At 57.3% G+C, this 14,138-nt stretch carries 8 protein-coding genes and 1 pseudogene; all 9 read left to right on the top strand.

Annotated elements, in window-relative coordinates; genetic code table 11:
• Nucleotides 1-4: 4 nt before the first annotated feature.
• Entirely contained in the window at nucleotides 5-190 is a 186-nt protein-coding gene (locus LB529_RS13375) for a hypothetical protein (protein WP_224711327.1), read from the top strand.
• Nucleotides 191-327: 137 nt separating this feature from the next.
• Nucleotides 328-2,484, top strand: coding sequence for a S8 family peptidase (locus LB529_RS13380; protein WP_224711328.1), 2,157 nt, complete (start codon nucleotides 328-330; stop codon nucleotides 2,482-2,484).
• 13 nt (nucleotides 2,485-2,497) lie between these two features.
• Entirely contained in the window at nucleotides 2,498-3,700 is a 1,203-nt protein-coding gene (locus LB529_RS13385; protein WP_224711329.1) for a hypothetical protein, read from the top strand.
• A 635-nt stretch (nucleotides 3,701-4,335) separates the two neighbouring features.
• Nucleotides 4,336-5,337 (top strand): hypothetical protein, encoded by a 1,002-nt coding sequence (locus tag LB529_RS13390; RefSeq protein ID WP_224711330.1) that lies wholly within the window; start codon nucleotides 4,336-4,338, stop codon nucleotides 5,335-5,337.
• Between the two features lie 57 nt (nucleotides 5,338-5,394).
• Nucleotides 5,395-6,258 (top strand): nucleoside 2-deoxyribosyltransferase, encoded by an 864-nt coding sequence (locus tag LB529_RS13395; protein ID WP_224711331.1) that lies wholly within the window; start codon nucleotides 5,395-5,397, stop codon nucleotides 6,256-6,258.
• A complete protein-coding gene (locus LB529_RS13400) occupies nucleotides 6,258-6,794 on the top strand; it encodes a restriction endonuclease (protein ID WP_224711332.1) in 537 nt (178 codons plus the stop codon). The genes LB529_RS13395 and LB529_RS13400 overlap by 1 nt, the downstream gene beginning before the upstream one ends.
• A 270-nt stretch (nucleotides 6,795-7,064) precedes the next feature.
• Entirely contained in the window at nucleotides 7,065-11,330 is a 4,266-nt protein-coding gene (locus LB529_RS13405; RefSeq protein WP_224711333.1) for a hypothetical protein, read from the top strand.
• Complete coding sequence (locus tag LB529_RS13410) at nucleotides 11,317-13,236, top strand: hypothetical protein (protein WP_224711334.1); 1,920 nt, start codon at nucleotides 11,317-11,319, stop codon at nucleotides 13,234-13,236. The genes LB529_RS13405 and LB529_RS13410 overlap by 14 nt, the downstream gene beginning before the upstream one ends.
• A 16-nt stretch (nucleotides 13,237-13,252) precedes the next feature.
• Nucleotides 13,253-14,043, top strand: a pseudogene (locus LB529_RS13415) (transposase); the annotation flags it as partial.
• Nucleotides 14,044-14,138: the final 95 nt, after the last annotated feature.

Raw genomic sequence — 14,138 nt, forward strand, 5'->3', positions numbered from 1 at the left:
GGCCATGCCGCGCAAAGTTTTCCTTCCTGGTCCGACGGATGATACGCGGACCGTATGTGACTGGGATCGGATCAATCAGGAGCTGTCCAACTGCAAAGTTGTACCGAAGGAAAAGCTGGCAAAGAACCTGCAAGCCGCTGTCGCCCGGCTGGACAATTCGATTGAGCGGGAAGGCGACATCCGGCTGTGAGCCGGGAGGGCAGTCTTGGCCGGTTTCGCGGCCAGGTTTAGAAGGCCTTCCTGTGCCTTCGAGGCGAACGGAGCTTTTGGGCTGGAATGCCCGCAGCTTCAAGGTTGAACCAGAATAGGCCCAGGGGGAGACGGAAAATGGCCTCCGCAACCAGATGGCCGGTGCTCGATGACGACACGCTGAGACGTTTCGTCATCCAGACATTCGGCCATACCCGGAGAACCCAGGATAGCCCGATTGCGCCGGACGTATGGATAGCCCTGATCCGCCGCGCGGAACGGATAGCCAAGGCACGCCATGCCGACAAGACGCCTCCTGACGACAAGGTCGACATCCTGATTACGCCGTGGCGAGGCGCCTCGCCAGGTGAAATCGCCGCCTATTTGCGCGCCGCACCAAAAGATCACGAAGACGCCGATGTCGAGATGGTCGCGTTAAACAACGGGTTTATCGTGGCGGCGGTCGATCTCGGGACTATTGTCCAAATAGTCATGCCGATGACCGACTGGTGGCAGAGCCTGTCAGATCGCTTCTGGACAAACCTCACTGACTACAAATCCTATTCTGACCTCGAGCGGTCGGGAGACCCTCTGTCCAAGATACTGAGCAAATGCCGCAATGACGGCATCCAGTATTTCAGGCTTGCGGCCGTGGCTGGGTTTGCCCAGGCCATAAAAGGGGCCAACGCCGCCGACGCAAAAAAATTGATAGCCATCGTGCGCAAGTTCGCGGACCTGTCCAGGAATGGCAGCGCCGAGGGAGCTGAAAGCTTCGGTCAGGATCAATTCGATCTGCCCTCGAAGCGAGCCGAGCCGAAGGCCGAGGATCTGATGAGCTTGATCTGGCCCTTTGAATACGCCTTTGCGGCGGCACTTGGTGGCTACGCCAGGCGCCGTCCGAGCGCCGAGGTCGAAACGCCATCGCCAGGTCCGGCTTCGCCGACGAGTTCGGATCGCAAAGCCTTGAAAGTCCTTCGCCAGCCGCATGTCTACGCCGTCAATCTCAATCGCCCCGCGGCGCCGATGCTGTTTGATTCCCGGCGCACCGTGAAGGCGGACGCCGCCCAGCGTCTGTTCGAGATCGATACCAGTGCAATGACTTATGCCGTTATCGACGGCGGGATCGATGCGCTCCACCCTGCGTTTTTGAACTGGGCTGACCCGAGCCTGGAACAGAGCATAGCCGGGGCGAAGGCCACCGACGAAGCTGAAGGCTTCGTGGTGACCATTGATCAAGCTTGCGGCCCACGTGAGAAGCTGGAGCGGCTCAAACGCTCGCGCATCGTCAAGACGTATGACTTCACCCGTCTCAGGCTGATCCAGAACGCGGCGTATTCGTCCAACAACGACAATCTGCCTCCGGAAATCGTCGGCATCCTCAACAACCCGGCCTTCGCGGACAACATCGCGCATTTGCGCATGCGCGGCGATTTCGCCAGGGACCTTGACTGGACAATCATTGAGCCACTTATCGAAATTCCGCACGACAGCGCAGACGCATACAAGGTGCCGCTGAGCAGCCACGGCACACATGTGGCGGGCATCCTTGCCGCCAACCTCGAGAAGCCCGAAGACATCCGGCAACCATTGATTGGCATGTGCCCAGACCTGAAGATCCTCGATCTCAGGGTATTTGACGACGATGGCCGTAGCGAGGAATTCACGATCCTGAGCGCGGTCGAATTCATAGGCTGGATCAACCGCAACCGCGACTACCCAGTCGTTCACGGGGCCAATCTGTCACTGGCACTGCGCCACTATGTCGATAGCTATGCCTGCGGTAGGACGCCGATCTGCGAGGCGTGCAACCGCCTTTCCGATTCCGGCACGGTCGTCGTGGTGGCGGCGGGCAATACCGGGTTTGACGCCGAGGCCAAGCAGCAGAGCATGGGGCGAGGCTACCGCCAGATCACCATCACCGATCCCGGCAACGCTGACGGCGTCATCACGGTCGGCTCTACCCACCGAAGGGATCCACACGCCTACGGGGTCAGCTATTTTTCGAGCCGCGGGCCGACCGGTGATGGCAGGCGCAAACCCGATCTGGTGGCGCCTGGCGAAAAGATCACGTCGAGCGTACCCGGCGGCAAGACCGAGAGCATGGACGGCACGTCGATGGCGGCTCCTCATGTCAGTGGCGCCGCGGTGCTGTTGATGGCGCGCAACCCCGAGCTCATCGGGCGACCGGCGCGCATCAAAGAGATTTTGATGCGGACGGCTACGGATCTCGGTCGCGAACGGGATTTCCAGGGCGCGGGGCTCGTCGACGTATTGCGAGCTCTACAATCCATCTGAAGGAGACTTAGCCATGGTGGTGTTCGAGGCCCTCAACGCCCTTTACGGCGACTGCCTCATCTTGCGTTACGACGATGGGCATGGCGCACAGCGCCTTTGGGTCATAGACGGCGGGCCCCGCAGCACCTCAGTTGAGGGCAAGGCGGTGTCGGTCTGGAAAGACGTCCTTTTGCCACGCCTTGCGCAGATAAGCCAAGCCAAGCCTATCTCGATCGACCTTGGCATGGTGAGCCATATCGACGATGATCACATCAACGGGATGGAGAAGCTCACCAACGAGATCGTAGCAGCGTTGCCGCACCCCGCCACGGTCGCATTTCGCCGTTTCTGGTTCAACGCCTTCGACGAGGTCGTCGGACCCGCTCCGGCGCAAGACGCGCTGACGAGCGGCGCCGTCGCCTTGCAGCTCTCCACCATGGCGGTCGGTTCGCTGCCCGGCGGCCCGCTTGAGGAAGACGCCCAGGCCGTCATCCAGAGCATCCCCCAAGGCAACAAGCTCGCTGCCAATTTGCGTTCCCTTAGGCTGCAAGGCAATCAGCCGCTGCAGGGATTGGTCGCAGCTGATGCAAAACAGAGGGCGATCGACATAGACGGGGCGAGCGTCACAGTCATCGGCCCCCTCAGGAACCGGCTCGACGCGCTGCGTGACGCATGGCGCAAGGCACTGGAGACTGCTGCGGGGCCTGCCAGGACAGCTGCTCTTCAAGGATTGTTCGCCACCAAACTGGACGTGTCGGTGCCGAATCTCTCCTCGATTGTGGTGTTCGTTCAAGTCTCGGGCAAAAGCTTGCTTCTGACCGGCGACGCGCGCGGCGACGACATAGTCGCCAGCTGGAAACAGCTTGATCTCCCAGATTCGGCACGCAGACTCGATCTGATCAAGATGCCGCACCATGGCAGCTTTGCCAACAGCCCGCGACAATTCCTCGAATTCTTCGAAGCGACCCACTACGTCTTTTCTGCCGACGGCCATTATGACAATCCCGACCCGCCCGTGGTGGAGGGCCTGGTGAGCCTCCACGCCGGACGTGACATCACCCTTCATTTCACCAACCAAGATGTGCGTTGGAAGAAGCCATACACGCTCAGCCAGGGAGGGGAGCAGGTGACAACGCTGCCTGATTTGCTAAAAGCTCTGCAGAAAGCCTATCGCGGCGCCTGGAAATGGCAGTTTAGGGCTCCGGACAATCTGTCTCTCGAGATCGACATTGGGTAGCGGTGTGCCAAGCCGAAGTCAGCATCGAAATAACTTTTTATCCGGCTACTCAAATCTACGATAGATTCGCATAATATCCATTTGGATTAAGCTGACATCTGCGGCGCGCTTGCTGATCAAGAAAAGGTCACTTCCGACGCCAAGCAGTCTTTGCCAGCAGAGCACATCGACGCCTTCCTTAACGGGCGGGATGAAAACTTAGGCGAACAACGCCGCTCTTGCGCGTCCCGCAACCAATTCTATCATAAATCAATAACCGTCTCGGTCTAACCGGGGCGGTTTTTTGCGTCTGAGGGGGCACGCAATCGCCGCGGCGTGCCTGGGAACGCGAGCAAGCCCAGGCGCGGTCTAACGCGCGTCAAGGTAAGGCATTGTCTTATTGTGGACGGCTGTTCAAGTTAGGGGTAGCGGGGTGCCACAGCCCGAAGTCGGTAAAGGCAGCTATCCGCCTCATTCGATGCTTCTAGCCAATAGCGGCAGAGCAGACATTCACTCCCGGGTAGCTCGGCCCTTGTTAGGTGCTATACCCTCCGCAAGAAGACCGCGACGAATCGCGGTGAACATCAAACCGGAGTGCATTTGTGTTAGTCCAAGTCTACAAAAGCACGTCGCTTAGGCGACCGAGGCTGCGGGCTGTGTTCGCGAAAGAAACTAACTGGGGCGAGGGCCGTGGGTGTCATTCTGGCCAGGACTGGGTGCTGATCGAAGAGGTCAACCTTGACCAACGAGATCGCGCCTTACCCTTTTCGGCCGCTGAGGCTGCGGAAGCGGTACGATCAGAAGGCATTTTTCAGTTTCAGGTGATGGCGTCTGAATTGGAGCAGGCGCAGCACGCCCTCCTGAATAACTACCGTCTCAAGTTTACGCTGCCGCTTTTCTCAGAGCCGCCGGACGGCTTCGCGCTCCTCGGTACCGGCACCCTGTTCGAGCACGAAGATCGATACTTTATTGTTACGGCAGACCATATATTCCGGACCGACCAGGACGACCCGCACAGCGCCCTGATCGACATGACAACTGTGGGTGTTCCTACGGACCCTCGGCCGGCTGGAGCGGGTGCTGCACCGATTGTGACCCTCGGCAACCACATCGTCTACCGACTTACACTGCCCGTCTTGATTGACGTGATCGTCGTTGAACTTCTTGGCCCAAAAACTATTGCGACTCTTAAGGCGGGTTGGTCGTTCTTGCCTTTTTCGCAGGCTGAGGACGTGGCCGCTGCCGACGACCGGTTCGTAATTACCGGCTTCATGGCGCAGGGCCTCAAGTTCGATCCGGATACGAAGAAGGTGGGTCAGGCTATGCTCAACCTTGAGACTGATTACCTTCACTATACTCCAGAGGTTAAGCATCCAGTCCCTAAATTCGATCTGTTCTTTTACCTGCAGTCCGACATGACCAACGTCGACGGCACGCAGCGAACGGTGACGACATTGAAGGGCTTGAGCGGGGGGCCGATCTGGGCCGTGCGGGACATTTCCAAGGATGAAGTTTGGATGCCCTCCAGGGCGATGAAGATCGTTGCAATCCAGAGCTCCGAACTCCAAAGTCGAGAGAAATGGTCAAGAGGCTTCCGTTGGTCCGCGGTTCAACAGATCTTGCGGCAGCCGGATGTTGGGCTGGAGCATCCGCCTTAGCGCCGCCTTACTCGTCCACTAGGCGAACTCTGAACGCCGAGCTATCTCGCAGGTATCATGATCTCTTCACCTCAGCGCTATTTCCGGTGTTTCATTTCAGCACCGTATGGCATGGACCTGGGACTGCTGCCGCTTCTTCTCGGGGAACGTCGGATCGCATGGAATTGGTCGGAGGATACTCCAGTTGGAACGCGCTACGCACCAACGATTCAGCACTGCGACTTTGCAATAGCGATCCTGAATGGATCACAGAGCGATCAGCGAGTCTTGTACGAGGTAGGTCTCGCAGAAGGTCTAGGCAAACCCGTCTTCATCATCGCGACAAACAAACGCGTCGGAACGGTCGCCCGATCGTTGTTCGTATTTCCGGAGCTGAAGCTAAACGAGAGGGATGCACTGGCCTTCCACTTAGACGCATTTCTCTCGACGCCCCACGAGACGATCTTTGAGCGCGATCGCCCGTCTGGCACTCCAAGGCCGTTCGAGCCCAAAGAGCCTGCGCTGCCTGCTCACCAGTTTCACTCGCAACTGGAAGAGCGCGTCTATGCCGCGATCATAGAGGTCGGAGGCAGTGCTATCGTTGAGCCCGAAGCCGAAAAAGCCAGTAGCCGGCCCGACCTGCTAATGTGGCTTGGATCCCAGGATGCTGAGCTATTCGACCCAGCTGTCATTGAGATCAAGGGGCGGCTCGACGCAGCAGGTGCCAGACGAGTTGAGCAGAAGCTGCTTGACTTCATGCAAGCCGCTGGCATTGGTTGCGGCTTTCTCCTAACGGAGCAAGAACCGCCTCAGAAGCGGCGCCCAGTTTCGCCCTACGTGTTCTGGCTGTCTGCGGATAATTTCATTGCCCTCGCACGAAATGGCAATCTGGGCCGGCACATTCGGAGTTTGCGCAACCGCGCCGCACATGGGGCGGCGTAGTGGTTGCGATCCTACAACAAGACATCATCAATCACCTAACCGCAGGCGATGCGGGAAATTCAGATCAAAAGGGGAAGGCGCTAGAGGACGTCGTTGAGCAAACGATGTGCCTTATTGACGGCGTTGGACTGATCGATAGGAATGTCGAAGACGTACCCGGATCGCTTGAAATCGATCTGATCCTCTACAATCAACAGGTAAAGGGCTCGGGCCTGCCATTCTTTCCTCCATTGCTGATCGTTGAATGCAAAAATTGGGCTTCGCCTGTGAACACCGCCACGTTACGTGCGTTCACATCCAAGGTTCATCGGATGAAGCTAAAGTTCGGGCTGCTGGTGGCGGCGAACGGTATCACAGGTAACGCCGATGACGTCACGGCCGCACATGCTCACCTCCGCGATGTATTCAATCGCGATGATGAAATCATTCTCGTCATAACTCGTGCGGAACTCTGCGCCGTCACCTCCACTGAGGAGTTAGGCGCGCTCCTTCGTAAGAAGTATGGACGGTTCATTATGGGCATGGCATCGTTCTAGCGACCGGCCGGCCCCAACCACCGCCATAGGATCGAGTGCCGAATATTGGTCGCCAATACCGGATAGCGGCCGAACTGAGACTTCTAAAAGCGTAGACTCCGAGGTTGGCCTAGTTTCCTTAAAAGCTGGGTGCAAATTGTAGTGTCAGCCGCTTTTCTCTGGCAAGCGCAACTCCCCACTCTTAGGATTTGCAGCGAAGGTACTCACGCGTCTCGATGATCCGCGCATCTTCGCGAGAGGCACATATGTTTACTTGAAGTTCGGAACTCCATGCCTAACCCCAATGATGTTCAGCTAAATCCGCCTGGCAGTTGGGACGAATTCGAGGACATTTGCGCCGACCTTTTTTCGCGCGAATGGAACTACCCCAATGTGATTCGCTACGGACGCCAGGGACAACCACAGGACGGGGTCGACATTTATGGCAGGGAAAACGATGCCGACATTGGGGCACAATGCAAGCGCAAAAGGATTTGGCCGGCTACCAAGCTGACTAAGGCTGAGGTGGACAGGGAGGTAAAGGAGGCAATTAAATTTCGACCAAACCTGAAGAAATACATCATTGCCACAACAGCACCAAGTGATGTGGCGATTATCGACCACGTCAATACCGTTTACGCGAAGAACGCCAAGAAAGGATTATTCAGCGTTCACGTCTATAGCTGGCCCGAGCTTCTCCGACGCATTCAGACCTATCCCGATCTTATGGAGAAGCATTTCGGGATCTATGTGCTGCAAAAAGCGCGCGAGGACATTCAAGCTGTTCCAGCTGCCGTTATCGCGGAACTGCAGCGGTTGAAGGTGGTACAGGTCCCGGCAGGGGAGGCTCCGGGCGATATGACAATTCCGTCGGGCCATCAAGGTCAGGTGGCAGAAGGGCTTGCCGAAGCGCTTCAACGGGATTTTGAGGCTCGGTTCAAACGCACGCTGGCTCGCTCCCTGTTTATGGAAGTGCAAAAGGTAGACGAATTCATTCCGTTGGCCGAAGACGTTCTGGCTCACGGTACGTCTATATCACAATCTGTTCGACGCATTATTCTGCTGCGGGGCGCGCGCGCCGCAGCCATACGCGATCGACAGGAAGATTCCCGGCGGTTTCTTGATGCAGCTCTCAAGCTTGCTGGTACCGCTTCGGACGGCCCTGCGCGTGCCCGGTTGGCGGTTGCCGAGGACAAGGCCGACGAGGCTATTCAGATACTCAGAGATGAATCAGACGATGATTCCCGCTCGGTGCTTTTGAACATTCTCGCAACGACCCGGAGCGACACCGTTGCACTTGATTGGTTCGCTCAGGAGGGATCCGGAATAACAAACCTGACGCCGCAAGGCGTTCTTGCTCTTTGTCAGATTTATCTGCGTCAGGGGAGTTTTGATAAGGCAAGAGAAGCGCTGGAGCTACTGTCGAAACAACAATTGCTTGAGGGGCCTTACCTTCACTTTCTTCGAGGTGCGTTCCGCTTTGCTTCCGTCTTTCCAGCCCCCGACCGTGCGGAGGTGCTTGCTGGCCTGCCGTTGGACGTTCGCGGGGCACGGACTTTCCTTAGGGCCTCTGAGCTAGCTACAGAGCTGGACTCTGCGTCTAATGACTTTCGGCAAGCTTCAGCGCTTGCAACTTCACTCGGCTTGCAACAGACCCCGCGCCTTATCGAGGCTTACCTTACCTGGTGCGATCTGCTTCATCCGAACCGAAAGCAAGCCGCGCTCGAACAACTGCGACGCGATATGAAGACGCCGGCCACAGCGCTCTTCCGGATTCAATTTGCGTTCGCTTTTGACGACGACTTCAATCCGGCGGAGCTCAAGGCGTATCTCGCGCGCAGAGAGAATCTTGTTGGCCTTTCAAGCGATGAACTTCGAGCGGCCCTGTCAATCAGCCTTAACCAAAATGATGCTCGTGGCGTCACGGAGCTTATCGCTAAACACAGGGCTCTGGCGGAAGACTCATTTGGCAGGATTGGCATGCTTTCACTGGAGATACAGGCTCTCGCCAGGACCGGCGATGCAACATCTGCACGTATCATCCTAGAGGCCAATGCCAACGACTTTGATGCCGAATTGGTAGCGGTATTTAGGACTGAGATTGCTAAGGCGGAGGGTGCTGACCCGGTAGCGGAGCACCTCAAGCTCTACGAGGACACCAGAACCACGGAGAGCCTTCGCGCACTCGTTGGAGCACTCGCTCAAAAAGGCGATCACATCGGCATCGCGCGCTATGCCGAACTCCTCTACGCCGATACAGGCGCCCCGCGCGATTTGGGTTTTGCAGTCCAGGCATTACTCCGCGCTGGGGATTACACAAATTTTGTGAGGCTTTACGAGGCATATCCTTTCATAAAGGACATCGACCCAGAATATTCCAGGGTCTACGCATGGCAGCTTTTCCGGCTTGGGCGTCAAAAGGAAGCGAAAAGCGTAGCGGACCATCTGGCCCACGAAAGCCCGGCGCACCGCGATCTCAACCTCGAAGTTGCGATAGCACTTGAGACAGGAGAGTGGGAGTCACTTGCTCAGCCACTTGGAGCGTTTCTTGACGGCGCGGACAAGCACGATGGGCTATCTCTCATCCGAGCTGCAAACCTGTCCCAGGCATCTGGTCATGGACCGCTTCTTGATCTTATCACGGCAGCCATCAAGCGCGACGATAATGACCCTAATGTTTTGTTGGGCGGCTACACGCTTTTGGTCGAGGAGGGCTTGGAGGAAACACGGCCAGAGGCACACGGATGGTTCCAAAAAGCGCTAGCTCTCTCGGGGCCTGCCGGGCCTATTCAGCGGTTCGAGTTTAAAGAGTTACTCGCCCAACACACCGAGTGGAATGAACAAACGCGCATAATTCAAGAGAAGCTGACTCGTGGCGACATGCCGATGATTATTGCAAGCGCCGGCTTGCGCACCACGGTGGTCGACATTGTGTTGAGGAATCTCATTCGTAATAGCAGTCTGCAAGATGCACGTCGGCGAGCTGCGGTGCCACTTTTTGCTGGTCGACGAGTTCCGCTGGCACCGGGCAACGACTCGAAAGCTTCATTTGATATTACTGCCCTGCTCACGCTCGGATGGCTCGGTATAACTGCCAAGGCATTCGACGCCTATCCGAACATCGTGCTGCCGGCGGGTGTCCTGACGGAGCTTTTTGAAGGCCGCAAGCGTATCCGGCAAACGCAAAGATCGCGGCTTCGTAAGGCCGAAGAAATTCGGAACGCTATAGCGACCGGTCAACTCAAGGTGCTTCGCGCGCCTGCCATGGCAAGAGACGAACTGTCTGCCCAAGTCGGAATTGAGCTTGCCTCTCTGTTTCGGGAGGCCGTAGCAACGAATGGGGTTGTCATCCGGTCGGCACCCGTTAGGCGGTTGGGGCCAGACGAACGCGATGCCGACGTGTCTGGCTATCAGAAGCATCTTTGTGACATGCACAGTTTGCTAAAGTCGCTCGTAGAGCTCAACGCCGTTGACGAACCAACCGAAAAGTCCGCGAGCGAGTATTTTACCGTGCAGGATCAAGGTTGGCCAGAGTCCGCGACGCCCAACCCTAAACAGCCGGTTTTTCTCGATGGGCTGACGTTAGTCTATTTGCAGACCACAGGGCTGTTGCAAGCATTCTTCCGTGTTTTCAAAAACGCCTATATTCATGATTCGACTGCTGAGGAAGCAGCGGTCTTGATTGAGAACGACCTACACGTTGCCGAAGCGTTCAAGGTCATCGATGAAATTCGCGCCGCAGTTCGCGCCGCGAACGTCGAAGGCAAAGTTACGTTCGGGCCGCGCCGAGCAGCAAGTTCCGAAAGAGATTTTGACCAGGCAGCAGGTTCCACACTCAACCTTCTCAATGATCTTTGCCGCGCCGACATAACGTTTTTCGATGACAGGTTCCTCAACAAAGAAACGGCCGCCGTAGACCCTCAAAGTCATCGCGCGAAGATGGCAAGCACGCTGGACCTCATCGAAGAGCTTCAGGTTCGTGGGACGATTGCTGAGCAGGAGCGGCGCAGACTGCGCTATCGCCTCCGCGCCGGTGGAGCGATGCTGATGCCTGTCGATGCTTCCGAGATAGCTGCGGCAGCTCGGCGCAATCGACAAAATGATTCTCCTGAATTTCGCGCGATACAGGATACGCTCGATCTCGCGCGGTTGGCGGAGATGCCACAATTTCCGAGTGAAATGCCTTGGTATATCAGCTACTTCCATGCAACAAAAGGCGCGCTCGCGCGTGTCTGGAATGAAGAGTTCGATGTGGACCGGGCTAGCATTCTTGCCAGTGCCATCTTGAACTTGCACCCTTTGGCCGAGGACTGGGTTGGTCGATGGGAGCCGGCACCGCCTCCGGGTTGGATTCCAGCCGTTACACGCGGGACGATCGGCGGCTTTTGCCTTCCGGTCGAAATTGCCGATGCCGAGAAAGTAGCATCATACCAGCAGTGGCTCGAAACCGAGACTATTGCCACTTTACGCTCCCAGGCGCCGGAGACCTATGACAGGGTTATTGGTTATCTTCGGGAATTTCTTTTGACGCCATGGGATGACGATGACGAAGATTGACCCTGTCGCTCTCGCACGCTTTCGCGTGCTTTTTGCCCTACGGCGCCTTTCTCCTGCAGTGCAGAGCGACGTGCTTTCCGACGGGGTGATTGCAAAGCAAGCCCATTTGCCTGTGTCACACCCAATTACTGTCGCCGGTCCGGTTACGCTCGAGCGGTCGCGGCTCTTCGAGATTTTTCAAAAAGCCGCTGACGAACAAGAGCTGTCTGCAGAGATTGAGGACGTAGACGGAGCAAAACATTCGATACACGTCGAGATCAAAGGGGATGCGGCGACAGTCACAATCGCTGAGAAAGCCACGCGCTTTCCGTTGGCAGCTTTGCTTACGTCGAATGCGGACAAACGAAAGGCGATTGGCTTAACGGCCATTGTGCGACACACTCTTACGGCGAAAAATCGGCGGGCATTTAAGGCCCTTATCGAGAAGCAGGAGTTCGGTACCGATGACTTGTTCGCTGCCTGCCTCATTCTCGCGGGCTCTCCGGAGGCCTTCGTAGCCGACCTGCATCAGCAGGCGAAAACTGGCGAGTTGTCGAAAGCCGATTTTCTTCCACAGAGGGACGATTATTGGGAGAATCTGACCACCGCGCCGATAGAGTCCATGAACCGCGACGACTTCATTGAAGGTGAGCTAAAGGCGGAACGCGTCGACCTCATCGCGCGAGATCCCCGTGGCGCACTGAAGGTAATTTCCCTCTCGTTTGCAGCGCCAGAGCTCATTCCCATCGAGCTGTTGACGAAAATCGACAACGACACATTGCTCGAAGCTACTGGTCAACTCATCAACTCCGGTGATCCATTTGCGATAGCAGGGGCATTTGATCTCTGCGCTGCACGCGTGGCAACGGATCAGAGATTCGTCGATTCAGGCGATGCTATTCTCGACAAGCTTTTTGCCGATCCGGCGCGGCTTTGCAGGACCTTCATTCCTTACGCATCCGCGTTTGTATTTGCGACCGCCCATCTCGCCGAACATCAGGTTCTTCAGCGTCAGCCTGTCTATTGGCGTCGGTTGGCCGCCGCAGCGCATGCCGCATTGGTCACCCGAACACTCGGTGAAGACGGCGAGGAGGAGGCCCCTCTGCTGAAATGGGCAACACAGATTGCCGGGCGGAGTTACTTCCTGTCAGTAGTTAACGACGCCTATGCCGAGCCACGATGGAGACCGGACTGGGTCGAGGCGCGCCACCTTGCGGCCGACATCTATGGGCGACTGGTAGCTGCGTCGCGCCTCGCAAGTGAGTCCTTGCCTGAAAGCTGGAAAGCAAAGATTGCAAAAGCCGAGGCATGGGTTGCCAACGAGCGGATGACGCTTGCTGCGACTTATCCAGCAATCCTCCAGGGAGCACTGCCGATTTCCAGTGAAAAGCCATTGCCCGGCACGCCGGTTGCCGAATTGCATGAAGCTCTTATCCGTGAACCGACAGTTGGAAACTTCCTTATGCTCACCCCAGTTGTATGGGCGTTTGGCTTGCAGCCAGAAGCCAGAGCGGCGGTACTCGAGGTCGTCCAGTCCTTGCGTTCTGAGACGAAACGGAACGATGCGGACATGGTAGAACGAGCTTTGAGGCTAGCGGCCTGTATAGCGGCTCAAACGCACGATAACGCACTGGGAGAGCTTGTTAGTCAAACCTGCGTGGAAAGGATAGCGGCACTTCCGAACGATGAGACGCTGTTACCCACGGTGACAATCATCCTTGAATGCGCCGCTGCAAACGCCGACCGCGATCAAGCAAGCAAGACACTGGCGAGGCACCTCGAAAGTCTTGCATTCGTGGCGGCACCAATTGCTTTGGACGATCTTTTGCACCTTCTCGGCATACTTCGAGTGATAAACGAGCCGCTCGGCAACTTGCTTGGGCGTGCCATCGCTACTGCTCGATTAGGCCGCGCGTTAGTCGCATAACGAGCCGCCATTTCTGCATCTGATGCGAGCCGGCTGGCTCCGTCAAGCCCACATCAAGTGGGAAAGCTGCTACCGGACGAAGCTTCTGCTGACGCAACGGCGCAATCTGAAGGCCAAGTTCCTTGACCTGGAGAATGCCGAACGTCATTCGCTGAACGCGCTCGCCATCGGCCTGGATAAGGTCGGTCGAGGGGCCTTCGAGCAGGCGGTGCGCGCCCGCGGTGGCGGAAGATACGGTGTCGTCCGAGCAGAGGGAAGCCATGCTGTCGGCGCGCGCTGCACTGTGGAGGCAGTATTGCCGGGTGCACAATCTCGTCGTCAAAATGGTGGCACGCTGCAAACTGTGCCCGCGCTTCATGGCAATGCCCGGGGTTGCTCCGGTCACCGCACTTCGTTCATGACGGCAATTGATGATCCGTCGCGCCTCCGCCGCTCATATGATGTCGCGGCTTACTTCGGGGTGACCTCGCGGCGCTGGCAGTAGACACCTCGATCGGCGTCCAGGTCGTATATCGAGGCGATGCTGATGTGCGACGCTCGCTCAACGAGGCGCCGTCGGCGCTGATGACGCGCTTCACGGGCGGGGACAGTTAAGGACTGGGCCAGCCGATCGCCAAACGCTCCTGTCACCGCAAGGCCTGTGTCGCGGTGGCGCGCAAGCTGGCGGTGATCATGCACGCCATGTGGAGCGACCGAACGTTCTATGTTGGCGATTCCGCGGCCAACCGAAGCGATGCTGCCGGCGCGCTCATACCAAGGATCGCAGGCTGCTGGCGGCGCATCGATGAACGGTGCAACGGAAGTTGAAGCGCATGTCGCCGGCACGCTGACGGGCGTCATCTGACACAAGGGATTGGCTCCGGCGGATGAGAACCGATGCAGACTGAGAACGACGGAACGCA

This window comes from Mesorhizobium sp. CA5 (assembly GCF_020165105.1).
Lineage (GTDB): Bacteria > Pseudomonadota > Alphaproteobacteria > Rhizobiales > Rhizobiaceae > Mesorhizobium.